Origin of the sequence: Frateuria hangzhouensis, assembly GCF_026410505.1 — a bacterium.
In the GTDB taxonomy this organism is placed as follows: domain Bacteria; phylum Pseudomonadota; class Gammaproteobacteria; order Xanthomonadales; family Rhodanobacteraceae; genus Frateuria_A; species Frateuria_A hangzhouensis.
The window spans coordinates 68,237-91,305 of sequence record NZ_JAPMIU010000009.1 but is presented as its reverse complement, the minus strand read 5'-3'; the positions used below and the strand labels follow the sequence as shown (position 1 = coordinate 91,305).

The 23,069-nt window shown below is 70.0% G+C and carries 15 protein-coding genes and 1 pseudogene; 2 read left to right on the top strand and 14 right to left on the bottom strand.

The annotated features are described in order from the left end of the window. Positions 1-119: 119 nt before the first annotated feature. From OSC30_RS11285 to tssI, 12 genes and pseudogenes are all read right to left on the bottom strand, one after another. Positions 120-440, bottom strand: coding sequence for a hypothetical protein (locus OSC30_RS11285; protein ID WP_267171950.1), 321 nt, complete (start codon positions 438-440; stop codon positions 120-122). Further along, on the bottom strand, positions 437-4,168 hold the full coding sequence (locus tag OSC30_RS11280; protein ID WP_267171949.1) for a bifunctional serine/threonine-protein kinase/formylglycine-generating enzyme family protein: 3,732 nt from the start codon (positions 4,166-4,168) through the stop codon (positions 437-439). Before OSC30_RS11280 ends, OSC30_RS11285 begins: the two co-directional genes overlap by 4 nt. Before the next feature lie 82 nt (positions 4,169-4,250). Then, positions 4,251-4,937, bottom strand: coding sequence for a glycine zipper domain-containing protein (locus OSC30_RS11275; protein ID WP_267171948.1), 687 nt, complete (start codon positions 4,935-4,937; stop codon positions 4,251-4,253). Between the two features lie 363 nt (positions 4,938-5,300). Next, positions 5,301-7,037: pseudogene (locus OSC30_RS11270) on the bottom strand (protein kinase domain-containing protein); the annotation flags it as partial. Positions 7,038-7,045: 8 nt separating this feature from the next. Continuing rightward, positions 7,046-7,771 (bottom strand): PP2C family protein-serine/threonine phosphatase, encoded by a 726-nt coding sequence (locus tag OSC30_RS11265; protein ID WP_267171946.1) that lies wholly within the window; start codon positions 7,769-7,771, stop codon positions 7,046-7,048. Further along, a complete protein-coding gene (tagF, locus tag OSC30_RS11260; protein ID WP_267171945.1) occupies positions 7,768-9,318 on the bottom strand; it encodes a type VI secretion system-associated protein TagF in 1,551 nt (516 codons plus the stop codon). Before tagF ends, OSC30_RS11265 begins: the two co-directional genes overlap by 4 nt. A gap of 2 nt (positions 9,319-9,320) precedes the next feature. Next, the gene (tssM, locus tag OSC30_RS11255) at positions 9,321-12,830 is read right to left on the bottom strand and encodes a type VI secretion system membrane subunit TssM (protein WP_267171944.1); all 3,510 of its coding nucleotides are present in this window, start codon (positions 12,828-12,830) and stop codon (positions 9,321-9,323) included. A 4-nt stretch (positions 12,831-12,834) separates the two neighbouring features. Next, on the bottom strand, positions 12,835-14,166 hold the full coding sequence (icmH, locus tag OSC30_RS11250) for a type IVB secretion system protein IcmH/DotU (protein ID WP_267171943.1): 1,332 nt from the start codon (positions 14,164-14,166) through the stop codon (positions 12,835-12,837). A gap of 4 nt (positions 14,167-14,170) precedes the next feature. Beyond that, complete coding sequence (tssK, locus tag OSC30_RS11245) at positions 14,171-15,508, bottom strand: type VI secretion system baseplate subunit TssK (RefSeq protein WP_267171942.1); 1,338 nt, start codon at positions 15,506-15,508, stop codon at positions 14,171-14,173. 169 nt (positions 15,509-15,677) lie between these two features. Beyond that, a complete protein-coding gene (tagH, locus tag OSC30_RS11240; RefSeq protein WP_267171941.1) occupies positions 15,678-16,994 on the bottom strand; it encodes a type VI secretion system-associated FHA domain protein TagH in 1,317 nt (438 codons plus the stop codon). A gap of 14 nt (positions 16,995-17,008) precedes the next feature. Then, on the bottom strand, positions 17,009-17,548 hold the full coding sequence (locus tag OSC30_RS11235) for a DUF6931 family protein (protein ID WP_267171940.1): 540 nt from the start codon (positions 17,546-17,548) through the stop codon (positions 17,009-17,011). A 10-nt stretch (positions 17,549-17,558) separates the two neighbouring features. After that, a complete protein-coding gene (gene tssI, locus OSC30_RS11230) occupies positions 17,559-19,583 on the bottom strand; it encodes a type VI secretion system tip protein TssI/VgrG (protein ID WP_267171939.1) in 2,025 nt (674 codons plus the stop codon). Between the two features lie 120 nt (positions 19,584-19,703). Between tssI and OSC30_RS11225 the strand changes: the two genes are divergently transcribed. Both OSC30_RS11225 and OSC30_RS11220 read left to right on the top strand, forming a co-directional pair. Then, on the top strand, positions 19,704-20,468 hold the full coding sequence (locus OSC30_RS11225; protein WP_267171938.1) for an N-acetylmuramidase family protein: 765 nt from the start codon (positions 19,704-19,706) through the stop codon (positions 20,466-20,468). Between the two features lie 29 nt (positions 20,469-20,497). After that, entirely contained in the window at positions 20,498-20,992 is a 495-nt protein-coding gene (locus tag OSC30_RS11220; protein ID WP_267171937.1) for a hypothetical protein, read from the top strand. Between the two features lie 41 nt (positions 20,993-21,033). On the opposite strand, the gene OSC30_RS11215 is transcribed toward OSC30_RS11220, so the two are convergent. Both OSC30_RS11215 and OSC30_RS11210 read right to left on the bottom strand, forming a co-directional pair. Continuing rightward, positions 21,034-22,374 carry a tetratricopeptide repeat protein gene (locus tag OSC30_RS11215; RefSeq protein ID WP_267172023.1) on the bottom strand — a complete coding sequence of 447 codons (1,341 nt, stop codon included), beginning with the start codon at positions 22,372-22,374 and terminating at the stop codon, positions 21,034-21,036. 245 nt (positions 22,375-22,619) lie between these two features. Next, positions 22,620-23,018, bottom strand: a complete 399-nt coding sequence (locus OSC30_RS11210) for a DUF6795 domain-containing protein (RefSeq protein WP_267171936.1) — start codon at positions 23,016-23,018, stop codon at positions 22,620-22,622. Positions 23,019-23,069: the final 51 nt, after the last annotated feature.

Here is a 23,069-nt window from a genome sequence, read left to right as displayed (position 1 = left end):
CGGCCGCTCACGGGGTCCGCGTTCAACCACGCGCCCTCACCCAGTAGTGCGCACTGCGTCAACAAAAACGCCCATCAGCAGGGCTTCTTGTTCACGCCTTGCTCATGCGTCGTTCACACTCAGGCAAACAGAAACAGCAGCACCAGCATCAGCGCACACGCCAGCGCGCCGGTCGCGAACACGATCAGCCACAGCCGGCTGGACCGCGCGCCACTGCCGAACAGGGTCGGCAAGACGTCGTCGCCGGGCACCGACCCACCGGCCGTACCGTGGACCGGCGGTACCAGCACGTTGCGCGCGGTGACACCGTGACTGTCGCGCAATGCCGACAGCACGTTGCGCCGGCGCGCCCGGTACTCCGCGCGGGCAATGCGGCCGCCGTAGTGCGCCTCGTCCAGCAGGTCGAGGTCGCGGTTGACGATGCGCTCGCGATCGTTCATGGCACCTCCCTCACCAGGCGCAGGCCGACATCCTTCTGTGCACCGCCGCTGTCGCTGCGGCGGCTGTCGACGGTGCAATCGGACCAGTAGCTGGTGTAGCTGCCGCCGCGTACCGCGGTGCCGCCACCGTCGGTGACCCATTCCCATACGTTGCCGGTCAGGTTGATCAGCCCCCACGGGTTGGGGCTGCGCCCGCGCGCGGCGATCGGAGCGCCGCTGCCGTCGTCCGCGCCAGCGGTGGGCGGCACGCAATTGCTGTCCGGGGCCTGCTTCCAGGCGCCGCCGGCGCGTGCTGCGGCCAGCCATTCGGCATCCGTCGGCAGGCGGTAGACATGACCGCTGGCGCTGCCCAGCCAGGCCGCGTAGGCGCGCGCCTGGGCCAGGCTGATGTTGCTCACCGGCAGGCTGCCCGTGTAGCGGTCCTCCAGGGCGATGGCGCTGCATTTGCCGGTGGCGGCGCAGTAGCGGTTGTATTCGTTGATGGTGATCTCCGAGCGGGTCATGGCGATCGCCTTGCCGCCGGCGCGCACCACCACCAGCGCCGGACCGCGCTTGCCGGCGATGCTGTCGAAGCAGGCGCGGCCCGCACCGACCAGGCTCGGGGCGGCGCACGGATCGACCGAAGGCGCGGCGGTGGCCGTGGCCGGTGCCGGCCGGATCACCGCCGGGCTGCCCTTGTCGGCGACGCTCTTGGCAGGGCCGGTGGGCGCCGCGTGGGTCGCCGACGGGGCTGCAGCGTTGCCGCCGGTCGGCGCCGGCGTGGTCGCCTCGGGAGCGGTAGCCGCCGCGCTGGCGGGCTTGAGCGAATCGAGCAGGGCCGACAGCGAACCTTCGCCCAGCTGCCCGCGCAGTTTCATTTCCGCCTCGAGCGCGGCCAGTGCATCGGCATCGGCGAGGCGAACCTGCGCCAACTGCCGGTGCAGCCGGTCCAGGTCGGCGCCGTCCACGGCATGGCCGCGCGCCTTGACCAGGTCGGCCGCCAGCCCGTAACGGGCGCGCGCCTTGGCCAGGTCGGCGCGCTGCCCCAGCAGGCCGCTGGCGCGGGCGAGCACGTCGCTGGCGGACTGGTAGCGGCCTTTGCGGAAGGCCTCGCGCGCCTGGCCCAGGTAGGCGTCGGCGAGCAGTTGCGGGCCTTCGCTGCCCAAGAACGGATGCTGTGGTGCCAGCTTGCGGATGCGCGCCAGCGATTCCTGGGCCTTGTTGGTATCGCCCGCGGCGGCCGCGCGCTTGACCGATTCGATGCGAGCGGTGACCTCGGCCGCGGCGCTTTCCTGCGCCAGGCGTTCCTGTTGCTGCTGGTCCAGCGCGGCCAATTGGTCGTGACGGGCCTTCAGCGCCGCCGACTGCGGCGCCACGGTCATGCCGAAGTCGACCAGTGCCAGGTCCTGCGGCAGGTGCAGCGGGTCGGTCTGCTGCCCGGCCACGTCGGCGATGGCGGTGGCGAGCTGCTCGAGCAGCGCGGCGGTCGGTGGCGTGCCGTCGCCCTTGAGCGGCGCCACCGCGGCGGCGACCTGGCGCTGCCAATCGGCGCTGGCCTGCGGGTGGGCGATCAACGCGGCCAGCGCGGCACGCGCTTCCGGCAGGCTGGTTGCGGCACTGGCGACCGGCGCGGCGGTCACCGCCGTGCCGCCACCCATCGCCTCGAGTTGGGCCTGGCGGCGTTGCAGGCGCATCGAATCGGGGAACAGCGCGAGCGCCTGCTTCAGGTGTGCGGCTGCCAGCTCGGGCTGGTGCTGCGCCAGCTCGCCGCCGATGGCGATGTCGTACTTGAGCTCCAGCTCGGCGTTCTTCAGCAGGCTGCTGGTCGGGTCGATGTCGCGGATCTTCTCCAGCGTCTCGATCGCACTGCCGGGCTGGTCGGCGAAAATCGCGCCCTTCTCGACACGCTGGGAAAGCTGGGTGTCGAGGCTGTTGAGCAGTTCGTTCTTCTGCTGCTCCATCGCGCTGCGGCGGATGTCCAGTTCGGGCGAGTAGAGCTTGAGCTGGTCGCGCAACGCGAACAGCTGCTGCGCGCGCGCATAGTCGTAGCGGCCCTGCGCCGGATTCCAGTAGGCGTCCAGGCGGGTGAGCAGGAAGCGCTGGATCAGCTCGCCCTGGTCGAGCACGATGCGTTTGCGTTCCTCTTCGCCCAGGGTGTCCAGCGCGGCCATCGCCTGCGCCTCGTCGGCATAGCGGTGCACGTCGTCCGGTGCGAAACCGGCGATTACTTGCGCCACCTTGCGCTGGTGCAGGTAGTGCGTGGCGCCCCAGCCGCCGGCGACCAGCACCACCAGAGCGCCGGCGCCCCACACCAGATAGGAGCCGATCCGTTCGCGCAGGCCGACCTCGCGCATGCCCTCGACGAACTCGCTGGCGGTGCGCAGGCGGTTTTCGCTGCGGAAGGCGACCGCGTCGCACAGGGTCTTGTACTGGCGCCGGGTGAGTCCGGGCACCGGCGGCGGCGTGCGCCCCTCGCGCATCGCCACCTCGGCGCTCACCTTGTCGAACGGGTGCTTGCCGGTGAGCAGCTCGAAGGCGACGCAGCCGAGCGCGTAGAGGTCGTCGCTGGGGGAAGGCTCGCCACCCTGGATCATCTCCAGGCTGGCGTAGGCCGGCGTCAGTGCGCCCAGCGTGCCGGCGTCGAACACGGTTTCCTCGCCGACCGCCTCGCCCAGGTGCTTGCCGGCGCGCGCAATGCCGAAGTCGAACACCTTCGGGCTGCCCTCGCGGGTGACCATCACGTTGCCGGGCTTGAAATCCGAGTGCACCACGCCGGCGGCATGCGCGCGCTTGAGCGCCCAGGCCATGCCTTCCAGCAGCGGGCGCGCCTTGGCCAGCGGCATGCCGTTGTAGGCGCGCTCGCGGATCAGTGTCTTCAGGTCCGATCCGTCGACGTATTCCATCGTCATGTAGACGATGGTGCGGTCCTTGTCGAAGTCGTAGACGCGCACGATGTTGTCGTGCGCCAGCGACTGCGAGCGGCGCGACTCGCGCTGCAGCGCGATCAGCGAATCGGGATGGCGGCGGAACTCGTCGTTGAGCACTTTCACTGCGACGTACGGGTCGCGGTCGCGTGCCTCGACCTTGCGTTCGTCGCGCGCCAGGAACACCACGCCCATGCCGCCGCGGCCGATCTCGCGCTCCAGCTGGAAGCGCCCCTTGAGCAACATGCCGACGTGGGCGTGGTCGCCCACTTCGGCGCCGGCGAGACGTTCCCAACTGGCGCTGTTGAAACTGCTGCTGGAACTGCCGCCGGTGGTGCCCTGCGTGCCGGTGATCTGGCCTTCATCCGTTCCGCGCCCGTGCGAGGCAGGTTTGACTACCGTGGCCTCATCGATTGGCGCAGCGGACGGACGCGAAGCCGGCATGACCACAGTGGCATCGGCATGCTCCTTGGCGGGCACCGCGACCCTGTCCGCCGCCGGGGCCACCACGGTAGCGTCGTCCTCGATGGCCGCCGCAGCAGTGGCCACGCGGACGGCCGGCGCCACGACCGTAGCGTCGTCGAACTCCGCGACGGGCTCGTCGTCGGTCGACTCCTCCGCCTGCGAGGCCATCAGCCGATCGAGCAGGACGCGCCCGATCTCCGCATCCAGTTCGCCTTCGTCGTGCAGGCGACGAACCAGCGCGAGTTCGTCGTGGTGGCGATCCTCCGGCACCGAACCGCGCCGGGCCAAGGCATCGAGCAGCATGGGGAACGGCAGGTGGCCATTGCGGAAGGCGGCGATCAGTTCGGCAAGGGTGTTCATGTGGAGCTCTTCGTCAGTGCTTCAGCCGCGTGGGTCACGGGCCAGAACGTCGCGGCGGCGGGCGTGCCGGGCCATGCCCGGATCAGCTGACCACCAGCATGGGTACTTCGTTGGTGCGCACCTGCCGGCCGTCCATGTAGAGCGCAGAGCGCATGGTGTAGCGGCCTTCCTGGATACCCTTGGGCAGGTTGAAGTCGAAATTGGTCTCGTACTCGCCGGTGCCGTCGATGGCGGAGGCGTCCTTGGTGACGGTGGTCAGCTGCTTGCCTTCGGGCGAGAACAGGGTCAGCTGTTCCTTCAGCTGCGGCTTGCCCTCGTTCGTGCCTCGGATCAGCGTGACCCGCGATTGCATCGCCGCCTTGCTGCCGGATTTGACCGTCTGCCCCGGGATCAGCTCGCTCTGGTAGGCGCCGATCGTGTTGCTGGCCGGCAACGTCCCGCGCTCGCGTTCGTATTGCGCTTCCACCGCGCGCGCGTCCCTGACCTTGCGCGCGTGGTAGTTGTAGGCCATGCAGGCGAACGCGCCGATGCCGGCGCCGATCGCAGCGCCGGCCAGATGCCCCTTGCCCTTGCCGAACATCGACCCGGCCAGCGCGCCGATCGCGCCGCCCAGGGCCGGGTTGCACTCGTGTGACGGCTGGTCGATGACGGCCGCGCGGGCGTCGTTGCCCGGGGAAACGCCAAGCCCGCCCATCTGCGCGCAGCCGGTCAGTGCCAGCACGCAGGCTGCGCCCAGGAGACTGGCGCCACGGATTCCGTAGGTGTGCATGATCGTCCCCCCTCAGTTGATCGAGATGCTGTTCATGGCTTGCTGCTGTGCCTGCTGCGCACGCCGCAGGAGCCGTTTGGCCGCCGGATCGCCCGGATTCACCTGCAACGCCGCACGGGCGTTGGCGATGGCCGCCGAATATTTTTGCTGGCCGAAGTTGCGCTCGCCTTCGCGCAGAAGCCCGACCGCGACCGCCTGCATGCGCGATGCGGCGTTGTCTGCCGGAGGCTGTTCGGTCGGCCCGCGCGCCTGTGTGGGCGGCGCCGCCGGCGCCGAAGCAACCGCCACGGCGTCGGGCGCGCTGCGCGCCGCCGCCGGTTGCGGTGGTGGGGCTGCGGCCTTGGCGATCGTGGGGTGGTCCAGCTCGCGTTTTTCCTTCTCCACGGCGATGCGCCTGAGGTCCAGCCGCGGCAGGAACAGGTGCAGCTGCGCAGGCAGCGCAAACACCCGCTGTGCCGCGGCGTAATCGCGCCGGCCTGCGGCGGGATGCCAGTAGTCATCGACCCGGTCGAGCAGGAATTGCTGGACCGCCTCGCCCTGGTCGAGCATCAACTGCTTGCGCTCGTTGTCGCCCAGGCGGCCCAGCGCCGCGGCGGCTTCGGCTTCGTCAGCGAAGCGCAGCGGGCTGTCCGGCTGGAAGCGGACAGCGACCTCGGCGACGTGCCGCGCGCGCCATTGGCCCATGCCGAACCAGCCGGCCGCCAGCAGTACCAGCAGGCCGGCCAGCGCGTAGCCCAGCGGACGCCCGAAGCGCTCGCCCGCGCCGATCTCGCGCAGGCCTTCGACGAGCTGTTCCGCGCTATTCAGGCGCTTGTCCGCGGTGAACGCCACGGCATCGCAGAGCGTCCGGTACTGTCGCGCGGTGAGGCCCCGCACGACCGGCGGCCGGCGCCGTTCACGCAACGCGACTTCGGCGCTGACGCGATCGAAGGGATGCTTGCCGGTGAGCAGCTCGAAGGCGACGCAGCCCAGCGCGTAGATGTCGTCGGCCGGCTGCGGCGGCTTGCCTTCGATCATCTCCAGGCTGGCATAGGCCGGCGTCAGCGCGCCGAGCTTGCCGGCGTCGAACACGGTCTGGTCCTCGGCGGTGTCGCCCGGTTGCTTGCCTGCACGGGCGATGCCGAAGTCGAACACCTTCGGCACGTCCGCGGCCGTGACCATCACGTTGCCCGGCTTGAAATCCGAGTGCACCACGCCGGCGTCGTGCGCGCGCTTGAGCGCCCGCGCCATGCCCTCGATCAGCGGTCGCGCCTGTGCCAGCGGCATGCCCCCGGGGGCACGCTCGCGGATCAGTGTCTTGAGGTCGGAGCCGTCGACGTACTCCATCGTCATGAAGACGATGGTGCGATCCTTGTCGAAATCGTAGACGCGCACGATGTTGTCGTGCGCCAGCGACTGCGAGCGGCGCGACTCGCGCTGCAGCGCGATCAGCGAATCGGGATGGCGGCGGAACTCGTCGTTGAGCACTTTCACTGCGACATACGGGTCGCGGTCGCGTGCCTCGACCTTGCGTTCGTCGCGCGCCAGGAACACCACGCCCATGCCGCCGCGGCCGATCTCGCGCTCCAGTTGGAAGCGCCCCTTGAGCAACATGCCGACCGTCGCCTGGCCGCCGACCTCGGCATCGGCGATGCGTTGCCAGTCGGACGCATCGACGCCAGCGGTGCCACCGGTCGTCTGCGCGGCTGCCAGCGATGGAGGGCTCGTGCCGGTATGGGTTGCGCCTTGCGCCGTGGAAGCCAGCTTGACCACGGTCGCCTGGTCGGCCGGCGGCGGAACCGGTTCGGCTTGCGTGGCCGGCATCACGCAAGTGGCCCGGTCGTCGCCGCCGATCGCCGGCGCGGGACGCGCCGGATTGACCACGGTGGCCATATCGTCGGCGTTGGCCTGCAGTGCCTCGAGGCGTTCGCCGACCAGCTGCGCCACGCTCGCTTCGAGCTTGCCCTCCTGTTGCATCCGCGCCAGCCACGCGAGCTCGGCCGCATGCTGATCCGCCGGTACCGCACCGCGCGTGGCCAGCGCATCGACCAGCAATGCGGGCAGCGTGAGCGTGCCCGTCTTGTAAGCATCGATGAGTGCGCTGAGGGAGGCCGTGTCCATCGCTGCCTTCAGTCCTGCAACCGCACGATCACGGCCGATACGTTGTCGCGCGCGGCACGGCCCAGGGCCATGGCGAACAGCCCTTGCAGCAGTTCGCCCGGCGCCTGCAGGCGCGCGCACTGGGCGTCGATTTCCTCGTCGGTCATTTCCTTATTGATGCCGTCCGAGCACAGCACGAATTGCATGCCCGGGCGGTTGCCGGCGACGACCCAGTCGACGAACAGCCGTTCCTCCGCGCCGATCGCGCGGGTCAGTACGCCCGCGCCCGGCTGCGGCCGCGCGGGCGCGGCGCCACCGGCGAACTGGGTGACCTCGTCCTTGACTCCGTGCACGTGGTCGCGGGTGAGCTGGCGCAGCCGGCCGTCCTCGAAGCAATAGGCGCGGCTGTCGCCGACCCAGCCGCACAGCATGAAATCCGGATCGTGCACCAGCAGCACCACGGTCGAGCCGATCAGGTCGACGCCCCGTACCACGGCCACCTGGCGCAGCTCGGCGTTGACCTGGGCCAGCGTGTCCTCGATCGACTCGATGAAATCGAACACGTCGCCCGTGCGCGGCAGCGACCCCAGCCGCTCGACGATCAACCCGCTGGCGTAATCGCCGGCCGAATGGCCGCCGAGGCCATCGGCGACAACCCACAGGCCGACATCCTCGCGCACCAGGATCGCGTCCTCGTTGTGGCGGCGGACCTTGCCGGTGTCGGTATGCCCTGCAGACAGGTAACGCACGGTCATGGCTGCACCTCGATCACGGCGAGCGGCCAGGGCCGCGAGTGAGTGGGACCCAGCGCCTGGGCCAGGCGGGCCTGCGCGTCTGCGGCCGAAGTTGCAGCGAGCGCCTGGCTCAAGGTCGCAAGCGAAAGCTGGATGTGCGCCGCGCCGGCCAGCAGCGCCAGGCGATCGCCGGGGCGCAGCTCGCAGGTAACCTGCTCGCACGCCGGCGCGCCGTCTGCACCCAGGCCGGGGGCGGGCGAGGCATCGCCGCCGCCGAACAGCAGGTCGTCCAGTTCACCGCCGCCGGGCAACGGCGGCTGCGCCGGTGCGTTGGCGAACAACGGGCGCAGGCGGCCGCCCCGCCAGTGCCAGGCACCGGCCGTGCCGATGCGCAGCAACCCTGCCTGGCTGCCGGCCACGCGCGCGGCCACCACCGCGCCATCCTCCCGCATGCCGGTATGGCGCAGGTGTGGATGCAGGGCTATCAGCCGGGCACGCAGGGCCTGCGTGCCCGGGGCCGGTTCGTCCGCGGCGGCCAGTTCGGTGGCGACGCTGGCGATGGCCGCCGCTGCGCGGCGGCGTGGATCGGGCGCGCCGTTGTCGGTCGCCACCAGGGTCAGCGCGCAGGCCGGATGGCGGACCACCGCCGTACCTGGCGCGGTCTGCACCGACAGCTCGGCCGGCGGCGTCCCGACCGGGAGCGGCGGGATCGCCGCGACCTCGTTGGTGTGACGGAACGACCCCGGCACGGTGATGTCGTCGTCGGGTGCGTCGCGCGGCGATGCGGCTGGCGCGCTGACCAGGGGCGATGGCTCGCCGGCGGCGAACGGCACGCCCGCTGGCGTCTGCCATGCGCTGGCGCACGCGGCATCGAGGAAGCCCGCATAGGCCTCCGGCGCGGGCAGGCCACGGGTAGCCAGGATGCCGGGCGGCACGCGCCCGGCGCCTTCGCTCCACCACAGGCACCAGGGTCCGCCCTGGCCGGTTAGGCGTTGCCACAGAGCGGCCAGTGCCACCGTGTCGATCGCGCGCGCCGGCAGGGGCAGGCGCCAGTGACTGGCGCGGCTGAAATCCAGGCCGGCCGACGGGTCGGCGGGCATCAGCGCCAGCATGCCCGGATCCGGCAGCGCCGCGACGAGCGCGTCGTAGCCTTCCGCGTCGACCGGCGCGCCACGCTGGCCCTCGGTGTGCACGCGCGCCAGCGCGTCGAACCAGCCGGCGCCGTCGCGCAGCAGCGGCACCACCTGCGTGGCCGCCAGCGGCGCGGCCAGCACCATCGGGAAGCTGCGGCCCACGCGATCCTCGGCCGGCCCGAACACGCCGGCCCAGGCGCCCTCGCCACACACCTGCGGCGCCAGCACGAAGCGCCAGGAAGGGCTGGTCCGGTAGGCCTGTGCCCAGTCCCCGTCCAATGCCTCGCGGCTGGCGTGGACCGCCTGTTCGAAGTGCGGATCCCAGCGTTCGACGAAGCTGGCGGGCAGCCGCCGCTGCACGAAATCTCCTGCCCCCGGCAGCTTGCCGAAGAACCCCACGTTGCCGGTACCGCAGCCCCCTGCTGGTCCGGACATGGCTATCCCCCGCACCTGAAGCGTTGCACCTGCGTGTTGAGGAACGGATTCTTCAGGTTGCTGGCCTGCACCACCAGTTGCACCGCCTGGCCGCCGAAGTCGAAATGCGCCTGGTAGCGCAGGTCGGACTGCCGGGCCAGGTGCGCCGCCTGCAGCGCATGGAAGAACGCCCAGTCGCCCTGGTAGTCGTAGCTGCTGAGCAGGTTGCCGGCCGTGTCCCAGGCCGCGACCTTGACCTGTCCCGGGGTCGGCCCCGGCCACTTCATCGCCATGCTGGTGTTGTTGCCGGGCTTGTAGTCGAAGGTCTGGCCGTCGACGGCGATGGAGAAACGGCCGATGCCCGGCGCCAGCACTGGCGCCACCAGGGTGAAGCCGACTTCCGGCACGGCGCTGCCGTTGCGGAAGTACATCTGCTTGATGCTGTCGGCCAGTTGCATCTGCGCCAGCATCGAGGCCGAGCCGCTCACCGCGCCCGGCCCGCTCTTCCACCGCCAGGTGCGGCCGCTGGTATCGACCAGCTTGGCCAGCGTCTGCCTGAAGAAGCCGTCGTAGCGACCGCCGTAGCCGAACAGCTCGGCGAAATTCTGCACCGGAATGTCGTTGCGGCTGGTCGGCGAGAACGGAAAGCGGCCTTGGGTGAAAGCGGCGCAATCCTGCGCGGCGGCCTGCTGGAACTGCTCGCCGAGCGCGCCCTTGGTGCCGCTGGCGACCAGCGCCTGACTCTTGCCGGTGAGTGAGGCGACCCATCCGGAGACCGGCGGCGGCAACTGCGCGGCCGCCTGCTGCGCCATCAGCAACTGCGGATTGGGCTGGCCGGCCGCATCGCTGAAGTCGGTCATGGTGAGCAGGGTCTTGCTCAATTGATCCAGCACGGTGAGCGTCTGGTCGATCGGCGCCGCGCCTGGCGCGCCTTCGCTGAGCTTGTTGAGGGTGTCGAAATGCGCGCTGATCGCACTGCCGGGCGGCGCCTCCTCCGCGCCGGCACCACCACCGGCCTTGGCCAGCGCGCGGCCGAGCGCGTTCTGGGTGGCCTTCTTGGCCGCCGCGTTTTTGGCCGCGGCGAGCGCCTTGTCTCCCGCGTCCGGCGTGGGCGCGCGCAGCATGTCGCTGGTGTTGGCGCCCACCACCTGGAGCAGCGACTTCAGCGGTGAGCTCGGACCGGAAAGCTTGGCGGCGATGGTGCTGGCGTCCTGGATGCTGCCGATCGGCTGCAGTTGCAGGTCGGCCAGCAGGTCGTCCCAGGCCTTGATGTAGTCGGTCTCGTAGAGCGCCAGCACCTGCCGCGAGAGACGCGCCTGTGCGATAGCGTCGATCGGCTCGGCGCCGAACACCCAGTCGTCCTGCGCGAACTGCCTGACCGCCTCGTCGATACCCTTGTCCGCCTCGATCGCGAACACCGGCTGGGTGAACACGGCCGGCAGGGGTTCGGACAGCGGCTTGCCGCTCTTGCGGCGGAACACGTTGCCGAGCAGGCCCAGTTCCTTGTCCAGTTGCAGCGGCTTGCCGGCGTTCTCGGCGGAGAGCTTCATGCTGCCGTAGACCAGGGTGGACAGGTCGGCGGTGCGCAGCGTGGTACGCGCCTGCTCCACCAGGGCGCCGTCCAGGGTAAGCGCACGCAGTTGGGCCGGGTCGTCCACCAGCGCCTGGAAGTGCCGGGCCAGCGCCTGCTGCAGCACCGGTTCGTCGGGGAACACCTTGCGCCATTCCAGGTTGGTCAGCGCGACCAGTTCGTCGGCGTCCAGATGCCTGGGCTGGCCCAGCATCAGGTAGCCCTTGAGGTAGTAGTAAAGCGCCTGCGGATCGCTCGCGCTGGCGGCCAGGCCGCCGCGGAACTGCGCGCCCACGCCGGGCAGCAGCAGCGCGTTGAGTTCACGCAGGTAGGCCGCGTGGAGGTCTTCGCCGACCGCCCTGCCCTGGTACAGGCCCAGCCGCATCGACAGCGGCGCGCCGCCTTCGGGTGTGGCGGTCTGCTTCACCGCCGAGAGTGCCTCGAGGCGGTCGAGCACCTTGGCGAAGTATTCCTTCGGGGTCGCGCTGGCTTCCAGGTCGATGCCGGCGGGATAGCCCTTCAGCGCGCCCTGCACCTGGCCCAGGTAGGCACGGTTGCGCGCGTAGCTGGTGGCGAAGCCGAAGCACAGCAGCACGGTCAGCAACGCCATGCCGGCATAGGCGGCCAGTTGCATGGCCACCTTGCGGCGCTCGATCGCCGGGTTGGTGCCGGCCAGGCCCGATTCGCGGAACAGCACGTCCTTGAGCAGCCGCTCGACGAAGAAGGTGCGCCGCTGCGCACCGGGCGCGTGCACGCGCGCGACGTCCAGCCCGAAGGTGCGCGCCACCGCGCCCATCATGCGGTCGATCGGCGTGCCTTCCTGCGTGCCGGAGGTCAAGTAGACGCCACGCAGCAATGGCGGCGTGCCATAGGCGTGGCTGGCGAACACGCCCTCGACGAACTGCCGCGCGGTTTCGCCCAGCGCCGCCAGTTGCTGCGGGAAGGACAGCACCGCGGCGCGGCGGCCGCGATCGCGCTCGGCGTGCAGGCGGTCGAGCGTGCGCGTGTTGAGGCGGTCCAGCAGCAGCCGGTATTCATCGGCGAAGGCCTTGGCGGCGCTGCCATCCATGGTCTTGCCCACCGGGAACGAGACGCCCCAAACCTGGCTGCGCAGCTCGGGGTTGAGATCGTCGAAGAACTCGCCGAAGCCGGCCACCAGGTCGCATTTGGTCAGCACCAGATACACCGGCACGCCGATCTTCAGGTGTTCGGACAGCTCGTCCAGGCGCCGGCGGATGGCGCGCGCATGTTCCTGCCGTCCGGCCTCGTCCAGCACCATCAAGTCGGACAGGCTCATCGCCACGATCACGCCGTTGATCGGCCGGCGCTTGCGGTAGCGGCGCAGCAGCTTGAGGAACTCGCCCCAGGCGGTCGAATCGGCGGCGCGGTCCGAATCCTGCGTGGTGTAGCGTCCGGCGGTGTCGAGGAACACCGCCTCGTCGGTGAACCACCAGTCGCAATTGCGGGTGCCGCCCACGCCGCGCAGCGCTTCCTTGCCGAAGCGTTCGGACAGCGGAAAGTTGAGCCCCGAGTTCTGCAGCAGCGTGCTCTTGCCCGAGCCCGGCGGGCCGATCACCACGTACCACGGCAGTGCATAGAGATTGCCGCGGCGGCGCTTGCGCAACGTCTCGACCGCTTCGGCGAAACGGCCCTGCAACTGCGAACGCTCGGCCGCGCTGCGGTTGTCGTCATTCCCGGCAGGCGCCGCGGCGCCCTGCCCGGCCAGCTCGCCGGACATCTTGCTGGCCTTGCCGCGCGCGCGCAGTTGCTGCACCTGCAGCCACGCGCCCCAAGCCAGTACGAACAGCATGATCAGCAACAACCGCGCGACCGGGCTGGCCAGCGGTTGAGCATCGCCGATGCCCAGGTAGGGTCCGCCCAGCCACACCAGCACCGACAGCAGCGCGATGCCGACCAGCGTGACGAACCAGGCGGATTTGAACAGGCTCAGCAACTTCGCCACGGCGTCAGGCCTCCGGAATGAACTTGATTTCGACGCGGCGGTTGCGCGTGCGGTTTTCCGGCAGGTCCGGCGGCAGCGCGATCGGCTGCGAGGCGCCGGCGCCGGTCGATTCGATGCGGCCGGCGTTGTCCAGGCCCTGCGTGAGGATCTGCCTGACCGACTCGGCGCGCGCCGCGGACAGCGCGAAGTTGTCCTTGAACTTCAGCGAGTGGATCGGCTGGTCGTCGGTGTGGCCGATCACGATCACGCGGCCCGGCACCTGATTGAGCGCGGCAGTGATCTTGTGCAGCAGCGGCAACTGGCGCTCGTTCACCTCGACGCCGCCGGAGGCGAACATGGCGTTGCCGGAAAGACGCAACAGCGCCTGGCCGTCGGGTTGCTCGTCGATGGCCAGCAGGCCGGCCTGCTCTTCCGGGGCCAGCAATTGCTTGAGCCGCTTGCGCGCCGGTGGCGGGCGGTTGCTGGTGTCCGGCGGCACCGCGCTTTCCAGGCCGACGCGCGCGACTTGCGCGCTGATCGGCGCGGAGGCGTCGTTGAGCCGGGTGTAGAAGAACAGGAATGCGCCCAGCAGCACGCAGGCGGCGGCCGTGGCGATCACCCACAGCGGCACGTAGCGCACCAGCGGATTGCGACGGTCTTCCACGCCGCGCCAGTGTGGCGCCAGTTCCTGCGCCGCCGGCGCGCGCTGCTCCTTGATGCGCCGGTACAGGTCTTCCTGGATGTCCGCCAGCCTGGCGCGGCCACCGGCCTCGATCTGGTAGCGCCCGCCGAAGCCCAGCGCCAGGCACAGGTACATCAGCTCGATCAGGTCGATGTGTTTGGAGAAATCCGCGCACAACCGCTCGAGGATCTGGAAGAACTTGGCGCCGCCGTAAGACTCGCTGTGGAAGGCCACCAGCAGAGTCTGCTGTGCCCAGCCGCTGTGCTCGCCCCACGGCGCGTTGAGCACCGATTCGTCAAGCATCGCGCACAGCACGTAGCGCGCCGCCAGCACGGTCTGCTGTGGCAGGTTGGCCGCCTGCGCGCGGGTTTCGAAGCGGCGCACCTGGGTCACCGCCTGCTCGCGCAGGCGGGTGGCATCCGGTGCGGTGGCGCTGTGGCGTACCTGCACGGCGAGCAGAAGCAAGGGGCTGGCCGCCTGCACCAGCGGATTCATGCCGCCGCCGAGGAAGCCGCTGATGTCCTCATCGGTGACGGGCCTCGCGCCCGCCTGCGGCGGCGCGTAGGCCGCCGCAGGCGGTGCCGCGACCGGCGCCGGTGCGGCTGGTGCCGGCGTGCCGCGCGGGCGCACCACGGTGGCGTCGCGCATGTCGTCGTCAAAGGGGCCGTTGGTCATGACGTCAACTCCGGATGGCCCACAGTTGCAGGTCGAGCCCGGCGAATTCACTGCCGAAGTGGAAGGCGATGCCGCCGGAGGTCTTCAGCTCACGCCACATCGGCGCGTGCTTGTCGAACTCGAAATACAGGTAGCCCGCGTTGTAGGGGATCTGCCGCGGCGCCACCGGCATTGGCTGCACCGGTATGCCCGGCAGTTGCAGGTTGACCAGGTCGCGGATCTTCTCGGTCGGGCCGATCTTGGCGTGCGCGGGCAACTGCCGGCGCAGCTCCTCGGACTTCATGTCCGCCTTGGCCGACAGCACGAAGGCGGCGGTGTCGAGCAGGGTCATGTCTGGCACCATCGCCACCCACACGCCGTACTTGCGCTGCTGCAGCGGGATCGGCGTGGCGGTCTGCTCCATCACGGCGCTGAGCGCGTTGCGCAGGGCCACGATCACCGGCTCGAAGCTCTCGCGCAGCAGCTCGTGACGGTACGGCGGAAACATCGGCGGGCGCTTGCCCGGCGCGGTGAAGGTGGTCAGCTCGCCGGCCATCGCCACCAGCGTGCGGTAGAAGGCCTCGGGGTGTTCCAGCGGTGCCTCGGCCAGGTGCGCGACCAGCGGCTGGCAACGGTTGACCACCTGCAGCATCAGGAAATCGGCGATCTCCGCGGCGCCGCCACGGTCGGTCAGCGCCACCCGGCTGGCCAGCGCCTCGCCGCGCTGGTGCAACAGGCCGAGCAATTCGGTGAGGAAGGTCGTCAGCCGCGGCACCGCCTGGCAGCTCAGCGCAGTGGGCATGAACGCCTCGTCCAGCATCACGCGGCGATCGGCGCGGCATTCGACGATGCGCGCCACCGGGATCTGTGCCAGGCCTTCCATCGGCTGCGACTGCGGCAGCAGGCGGCAGCTCATGCCGCCGACCTCCAGCGGCGTGAGGCCCTCCACGCTGCCGGAGCTGTCGCGCACCTCGGTCTCGCGCACGCGATAGCGGAACAGCCGTTCGGCCGGCGCTTCGGGGCGGCCGCTGTCGGGCTGGGTGGGCGAGCGCAGCGGCAGCGTCAGGTAGACGGTCTGGTCGCGCCAGTTGGCATCGACTTCCAGCGCCGGCGGCAGCGGGTCGTCACCGGGCATGGAAAACGGCGTGCCGTCCGGGAAGATGCCGCGTGCGCGGCGGATGCCGAGCTTGCCGATCGCCAGCAGGTCCGGCTCCAGCTCCAGTTCCTGGAAGCCCCAGGCGTAGGGGCGCAGGGCACCGGCGCGCAGTTCGACGAAGCGCTCGAAGTAGCGCTCCTGCTGCTGCAGGTGTTGCGGCCGCAGGAACAGACCTTCGCTCCAAACCACTTTGTTGTTCTGCGTCATGACCTGTCTGCTCGTTGGTTGCTCTTGGGCTTCTTGCTGCAGGAGCGCCCTTGGGCGCGACCGCGGACCACCGGTCGCGGCCAAGGGCGCTCCTGCAATGGACGGCTGCCGGAAGCCCGGTGGCCCTTCTTCTAGTGCGTGTTTTTCAAGTGAAAAACGCCATGCACCTTCACCGCTGCCTCGCCCGCGCCGACTTCAGCCGCGCCAACTGCTCCTCGTAGGCGCGCGCGAACTCGTCGCCGAACAGGCGGCGGAAGCATTCGTCCGGATCCTTCGCCAGCCCCTCGAAGTTCTCGCGGTAGCGCTCCCAGTAGCGGCCCTTGCCGCCGAAGGCCGAGCGCTTGCCGCCATCGACTTCCTGCTCGTAGCGGTCGGGATTGAAATGCGCCAGCACCGCCTCGAAGCCCGCGCGCACGCCGGCGAGCATCGCCATCTGGTGGCAGCGGATGTCGTCGAAGGCGTCCTGGAAGGCGTCGGTGCCCGAAAGGAAGGCGCCGTTGGCCGGTGCGAGCAGCTTCTGCAGCGCCTCGTCGGCGGTCGGGGCGAACTTGAGCGGGTTGTTTTCCGAGCGCTGGATCAGCGTCACTGGCAGGCGGAAGGTGTTCTTGATCTCGGCGCGCGCGCGCAGCACGTCCATCACGCCGTCGACGACGATGCGGAAGATCGTATCCAGCTCCGGCGGCAGGCCGGCGGCGGGCGCCGCGGGTGCCACCGCCACCGGCGCGACAGGGGTGACCGGTGCGGCGGCGGGCGGCATCACGGGCGCGGGCGGCGGCGGGGGCGGCGCCTTGGGCGCGAAGTCGCCCATGGTCAGGTCCCAGTTCTCCGGCAACGCCTCGCGCTGGCCGGCGACCGCCGGCGGATGGAAATGGTCGGCCATGCCGCTGGAGTGGTTCCAGCTCTCGGCCGGCGCCGGTGCATGCGCGGGCGCGGCGGCAAAGGGCTCGTCCAGGAACGCCAGCGGATCGAGCGCGCCGGCCGCGGCGCCGGCGCCGGGAATCAGCGGCTCGTCCGGACCACCGCGCACGGGCAGCGGCTCGCCGAAGGGATCATCGCCGAGCATGTCGCCCAGGAAGTCCCCGCCCGGCAAGGGCGCCGCGGCGGACATCGGCGCCACGGCCGCCAGCGGAGGCGAAGCCGCCGGCTGCACCACGGTCGCGTTGTCCGCCTGCAGCCGCACGCCGACCTCGAAGGTGTCGATCTGCAGGCGGTCGCCGTCCTTCAGCGACGCCGGGTCGCCCTTCACCAGTGGCCGGCCGTTGAGCAACATGCCGTTGGTGCTGCGGTCTTCGATGAAATACATGCCGTTGAGGCAGCGCACCATCGCATGCACGCGGGAGATGCCGGCGGCCGAAAGCACCCAGTCGCAATCGTCGGCACGGCCGATGCTGCCGTCGCGAGCTTCGAAGGACTTCTGGGCGCGCGCGCCGAACTGCGCGGCCTGGGAACCGAGCACGGCGAGAACGAGTGTCTGGGGGTTGGCCACGCGCATCGTCTCCGTCAGTGGGCCGGGCTGCCGGCGCCGAGCAGGCTCATGGCGCTGGCCATGAACTCGGCGCGGCGCTCTTCGAAACGCCCGGTCTCCAGCCCGGCCATCAGGTTGACCGCGGCCACCACGGCACAGGCGGTGAGGTGTTCGGCCGGCGGCACCGCCGTTTCCTGGCTGGCCGGCGCCAGGCTGCCGCCGGACCAACCGGCCGAGGCGGCCAGCCACGCGCCGATCGTGCGGTAGCCGCCGGCGTTGGCGAATTCGAAGGCGGCACGCCGGTGCGCTTCGTCGGGCTCGCGCACCCACTGTTCGGCGAGCGCGGCGCCGGCCTTGTCTTCCATCGGCAGCGCCAGGTCACGCGCGCACTGGCAGGCCCAGGCCACGGCGTAGCGCTTGGGCAGCAAGCGCGCGAGCAGCTTGAGCGCATCCTGGGTTTCGCCTTCGGCGAGCAGCGCCTGCACCGCCTGCTGCGGGTTCATGTGCGATTCCAGCCGCGCGCGCGCGGGCGCGGCCAGTTCCATCTGCTCGGCTGCCTGTACGACTGGCGACATGGCTTTCCCCTTATCCGATCATCACGATGCCGCCGGACACCTGATTCATGCCGTCGCCCTTGAGCGTGAGCATGGGTGCCTTGACGGTGGCCATGGCACCGCCGGCCACCTCGAGCATGGCGTCGGAGTGCATCTTGAGGCTGGCGCCGGCGCCAAGGTCCATCTTCGCGCCCGCCTTGACGCCGACCTCGGCCTGGCCTTCGACCTTCACCGACACGCTGCCGGTGATCTTGATGTTGACGCCCTTGATCTCGATGTCGCCGGAGCTCTTGAGCACGATGCTGGAGGCGCCGGTGACGAGCTCGATCTCGGTGCCGGCCGAAAGCTTGAACTTCTTGCCGATGCCGGTGGTGCCGTTGTTGGTGACGTCCAGCTTGTCGTCGTTCTGCACGGTGACCTTGCGGTCATGCTTGATCGTCCCGGTCTGGTCGTTCTCCACGGTGAGCGTCTGGTCGTGCTTCACCGTCACCGTCTCGTCGTGGTCGATGGTGACCACGTGGTCGTTCTCGACCTCTTCGTGCATGTCCTTCTGCGCGTGGATGAAGAAGTCCTCCTGGCCCTTCTTGTCCTCGAAGCGCAGTTCGTTGAAGTCGGCAGCGCCGCCGAGCAGGCTGCGGCTCTTGACGCCGCTCTGCGTCTTGGTCGCCTGCAGGCCGTAGGGCGGCGTGTTGTCGCCGTTGTAGACGCTGCCGATGATCAGCGGGCGGTCCGGGTCGCCTTCGAGGAAGCTGACCACCACCTCCTGCCCCACGCGCGGCAGGCTGACCGCGCCCCAGCCCTTGCCGGCCCAGGTCGAGGCCACGCGCACCGGGCAGGAACTCCTGGCCCCGGGCTTGTCCGGCCTGTTCCAGTGGAACGTGACCTGCACGCGGCCGTGATCGTCGATCGCGATGTCCTCGTCGGTCTCGCTGCCGGTGACCACCGCGGTCTGCAGCCCCATCACCACCGGCTTGGCGGCGCTGGGCAGGCTGCGGAACGGTCGGTTGCTCTCGATCGCCTGGAAGTTGCAGCTGAAGGAAGGCGCGGCACCGGCGCCGCCGGAGGCATAGTCGCCGCCATGCAATTGCATGGCGGTGGCGATCACCAGGTATTCCCTGTTCTGGTCGCTGCGCGGATGGTCGCGCAGCGTGAACAGCCCGCCGATGGCGATGCCGCACGCGCTGGTGGCGCCATTGCAGTGCGAGCGCGACGCGCTGAGCGCTTCGGCGCGGATCTGCGCGTAGTGCTTCCCCACCGCGGGCTCCTGGTGTTCGCCGGGAAAGTCGAACAGCTCCGGGCCCTGCCCGCCATGCCCTTCGAAGCTGCCGTTGGCCAGCAGCGAGGTCTTGGGCTTGAGCGGGTCGTAGTCGATCAGCTGGTACTTGGTCGCGTCGCGTCCCCGCGCGGCGACCCATTCGGTGATGGTGGACTCCGGCCGCAGCACGCTGTCGCGGGTGGTCGAATACGGCACTTTGTCGAAATGCGGCGCCTTGGCGTGCGCGCCCACGCCGTCGGCCAGCACCATGGTGTGGGTGCCGCCCTTGTGGGTGAAGAAGTAATAGATGCCCTCCTGCTCCAGCAGCCGGCTGATGAAGTTCAGGCAGCTTTCGCGGTACTGCACGCAGTAGTCGCGCTTGGCATAGCTGGCGCTCAGGCTCAGCTGCAGGTCGGTGTAGCCGGCATCGGACAGCACCTGCTTGACGATCTCCGGCACCGACATCTGGGTGTAGATGCGGCAGTCGACCTTGTCCACCAGCAGCCACGGCCTGGGTACCAGGCGCACGTTGTAGTGCGCGTAGTGCAAGCCGTCGACGGTTTCGGCGCCGGTCTGCGCGGCCTCGCAGACGATGCCGTTGAACTCCCGTTCGAAGCCGTCCGCGGTGGCCAGCGTCACCGTCATCGGGCTGCCGAGCAGGCCGCTGAGGTCGATGGCGGCGTCGCGGGAGGCGAATTCCAGGTGATAGGAAAACATCCGGCCCAACTGCTCGTCGGTCGTCATGCCGGAGAACAGCAGCCCGTCGCACTTGGGCGAGCTCACGGTGATCAACTGGCTCATCGGGTGTATCTCCGCCCGTGGGTTACATCCGGAGGAAAGCTGCTATAAGAGCGGCGCACGACTGGCTGCCCGCCCACCGATGCACGGGCGGCGTGTTCCGATCCCGAAGGCGACACCGCGATGGCCCATTCCCGCATTTCCGACCCGCTGCTGGCCGAATCGGCATCCACCGGGCGCTTCAGCCTGCAGAGCCTGGTTCCATGGCTGACGCCGCCGGCGCAGGTGTGCCAGGCGGTCCATCCGCCGTTCCGGCTGCCCGGCACGCCGGACGCGCTCCGGCCGGATGTGTCATTCCTGTTTCGCATGTGCCTCAACCCCAGCATGGGACTCGACGGGAAAAGCTACGAGGCGGCCGCCACGCTGCTCGGCACCGACGCGGCGACGATCAGGGCGGTGGCCGAGGTGGAAACCTCCGGCAAGGCGTTCGACGATTCCGGGCGTCCGCGGATCCTGTTCGAACGCCACTACTTCCATCGCCTGACCCAGGGCCGGCACGACAAGCTGCATCCGGACATTTCCAGTGCGACGGCGGGCGGCTACGGCAAGTTTTCCGCGCAGTACCGGAAACTGGAGAAGGCCTACGGCCTGGACCCGGACGCGGCGCTGAAGTCGGCCTCGTGGGGCCGTTTCCAGATCATGGGCACGAACCACCAAAGCGCCGGCTTCGCCTCGGTGCAGTTGTTCGTGCTGGCGATGGCGCGCGCTGAGACCGAACACCTGAACGCGTTCGCCCGCTTCGTGATGGCCGACGAGGCCATGAACAAGGCGCTCAAAAAGCACCAATGGGCCGACTTCGCCAAGGCCTACAACGGCCCCGGCTACAAGAAGAACGACTACGACGGCAAGCTCGATCGGGCTTATCAAGCGCAGGCCTCCCGTCGATGACCCAGCCAGCAGGAACGGAGGCCTTCCGCATGCAACGCATCCTTGCCGTGGCCATGGCCGCGCTGTTCACCGGCTCCTGTGCCGGTCCGTCCGCCTCGTTTGCCAGCGGCCTGTGCCGCGCCGGCGAAACCACCTACTTCAGTTGCCCGACCGCGCGGCACAAGACCATCGCGCTGTGCGGCGGCCTGCCGGGCGCCCTGCAGTACCGCTACGGCACCGCGTCGAAGGTGGAGCTGGCCTATCCACAGGACGCGGCCGAGGGTCCGCAAAAACTCGGCTACGCACACTACGCGCGCTACCAGGCCGAACGCACCGAAGTGGGCTTCAGCCGCGCGGACGTGGATTACGCCGTGTTCGACTACACCGAACAGGGCCGGCGCAGCGCCGGGGTGCGGGTCGCTGGCGCCGACGGAGCCGAGCATGAAGTGATCTGCGCGGGCGCCATCGACGGCCGGCTGGAGCCGCTGGGCAAGGATCTGCGCTGCGATGCCGACAGTGCGCTCAACGGTGGCCAGTGTCCCTGAGCCGCGGATGGTATTGGCCCCCCGTGCGGGGCATCGGCAGATCACGCGGTTTCCCCCGCAACGGATGAGGGCACCCGCGCCAGCACGACCCAGCCAGGCACCGGCTGCCCGGCTTCGCGACGCAAGGCATCCGGGGTGATGCGCGGCAACTCGAAACCGGCGGCCGCGAGCACGCGTTCGACGTAGCGGCGGGTGTGCCGGTAACGGCCGCTGGGCGTCAGCTCGGCGCGGTCGGCGTCCTCGTCCATCGCCTCCAGCGTGAAGGCGATCCAGCCGCCGGGCCGCAAGGCGGCGCGGGCCGCGGCGAGTGCTTCCTGCAAGTCGCCGAAATAGACCAGCGTGTCGGCCGAGAGCACCACGTCCCAGGCAGCGGGATGGCCCTGCAGGTAGGCGGTGAGTTCGGCCACGTCCAGCGTGTCGTAACCGCCGCGGACGCGTGCCTTGTCCACCATGCCGCCAGACAGGTCCACGCCTGCCAGGTGGCGCGCATACGGGCGCACCAGTGGCGCGCACAGGCCGGTGCCGCAACCGGCGTCGAGCATGTCGAGCGCGCTCGCGGGGGCGCCCAGCACCGCGCCGAGGGCGTCGGCCAGTACCTGCGGGGCGCGGTAGTCGAGGTTTTTCAGCAGTTGCTCGTCGAAGCTGTCGGCGAAGCCGTCGAACAGCTCGCGCACGTAGGCATCGTCCGCGCGCGGCGGTGCCTCGGCGCCGCCGCAGGCGGCCAGCATGTGGCGCGGCACCGGGTTGTCCGGCTCGCGCGCCAGCCAGTCGCGGTACACCTGGCGCGCCTCGTCGCGGCGCTGCAGCGCGTACAGCGTCACGCCCAGCGCTTCGAGTGCCCGCAGGCCGCGCTCGTCCAGTTCGAAGGAGCGGCGGAAGCATGCGGCGGCCTGTTCCAGATGCTCCATGTGCTGCGCGTGGTTGCGCAGGAACAGGCCCATCAGGTAGTGGCCGCGCGCATCGTCGCCCGCCTGCTGCAGCAGGGCGCCATAGGCCTCGAAGGCCTCGTCCAGCCGCTCCTGCACCTCCAGCACCACCGCCAGGTTGCCCAGCGCGTTGTGGTGCCCGGGGCTGCATTCGAGTGCGCGCCGGTAGCAGGCTTCGGCCTCGACGGGCCGTCCGCATTCCTTGTGGATGTTGCCGAGGTTGTTGTGGGCATCCGGGTGGCGGGGCGTGATCTCCAGCGCCGCGCGGACCAGCTCCACGCCCTCGTCGCTGCGCCCGCGCTGGTGGCACAGCACGCCGAGGTAGTGCAAGGCATCGGGCTGGGCCGAATGCCATTGCAATACCTGGCGGTACAGGCGCTCGGCTACATCGAGCCGGTCGGACTGGTGCGCCCGCAGGGCCCGCTGCAGGGTGGCACGATGGTCCCGCGCCGCCATGCCGGCGCCCGGCCGGACGTAGACGTGGTTCGCGTTCGGCTGCACGCGTGGCCTCCCGCGGCTCATCGGGAAAGCCGCCCGGCGATGGCGCCTTGCCGGGCGCGCGGCGGCGCGAGCTGGACCTCGCCCGGCCGGCTCGCCAGGCGATCCCGGTGGCTGCTGTCGGCGGCTTCAGCCGTCTGGATGGGTGAGAGTCGAGTTGCCATGCCTTGCTCGTCCTGGGCGCGTTTGACCGTCCGCATGCGTCACGCGGTCCTGCCGATGCCGTAATGCCTTCCTTCGAAGCCGTGCGTGCGATCGAGCTCGCAGACCAGTTCGATCGGGCGGCCGTCGAGCTCCGCGCGGTCTTCGCAGGACGATTTGCCGTGGCGCCAGGCGAGGTATTCGACGCCCTGGTAGTGGATGGCGATGGTCTGCAGCATCGTCGGCTGGGCCGGGATCATCCGGCGAAGTCCGGCGCTGCGTTCGATGGCCGGCAAGCGGAAAGCGCCCTGGCCGTCGGTGGTCGTGCGCTGCGAGATCGCGCTCTCGTCGTCCGACCACACCACCTTCTGCACGAGCTCGGCCCCCTGCACCGGCTTGCCGCGCTGCACCACCTTGCCGCGGACGTCGGAAAAAAGGACCAGGCGATCGAACAAACCCATGGCATGACTCTCCGGCAATCGGGAACACCACAGTGCCGCCCCCGGGGGCAG

Coding starts and splice junctions, on each gene's coding strand:
- OSC30_RS11285 (WP_267171950.1), bottom strand. CDS start 440: ATGAACGATCGCGAGCGCATCGTCAACCGCGACCTCGACCTGCTGGAC.
- OSC30_RS11280 (WP_267171949.1), bottom strand. CDS start 4,168: ATGAACACCCTTGCCGAACTGATCGCCGCCTTCCGCAATGGCCACCTG.
- OSC30_RS11275 (WP_267171948.1), bottom strand. CDS start 4,937: ATGCACACCTACGGAATCCGTGGCGCCAGTCTCCTGGGCGCAGCCTGC.
- OSC30_RS11265 (WP_267171946.1), bottom strand. CDS start 7,771: ATGACCGTGCGTTACCTGTCTGCAGGGCATACCGACACCGGCAAGGTC.
- tagF (WP_267171945.1), bottom strand. CDS start 9,318: ATGTCCGGACCAGCAGGGGGCTGCGGTACCGGCAACGTGGGGTTCTTC.
- icmH (WP_267171943.1), bottom strand. CDS start 14,166: ATGACCAACGGCCCCTTTGACGACGACATGCGCGACGCCACCGTGGTG.
- tssK (WP_267171942.1), bottom strand. CDS start 15,508: ATGACGCAGAACAACAAAGTGGTTTGGAGCGAAGGTCTGTTCCTGCGG.
- OSC30_RS11235 (WP_267171940.1), bottom strand. CDS start 17,548: ATGTCGCCAGTCGTACAGGCAGCCGAGCAGATGGAACTGGCCGCGCCC.
- tssI (WP_267171939.1), bottom strand. CDS start 19,583: ATGAGCCAGTTGATCACCGTGAGCTCGCCCAAGTGCGACGGGCTGCTG.
- OSC30_RS11225 (WP_267171938.1), top strand. CDS start 19,704: ATGGCCCATTCCCGCATTTCCGACCCGCTGCTGGCCGAATCGGCATCC.
- OSC30_RS11220 (WP_267171937.1), top strand. CDS start 20,498: ATGCAACGCATCCTTGCCGTGGCCATGGCCGCGCTGTTCACCGGCTCC.
- OSC30_RS11215 (WP_267172023.1), bottom strand. CDS start 22,374: ATGGCGGCGCGGGACCATCGTGCCACCCTGCAGCGGGCCCTGCGGGCG.
- OSC30_RS11210 (WP_267171936.1), bottom strand. CDS start 23,018: ATGGGTTTGTTCGATCGCCTGGTCCTTTTTTCCGACGTCCGCGGCAAG.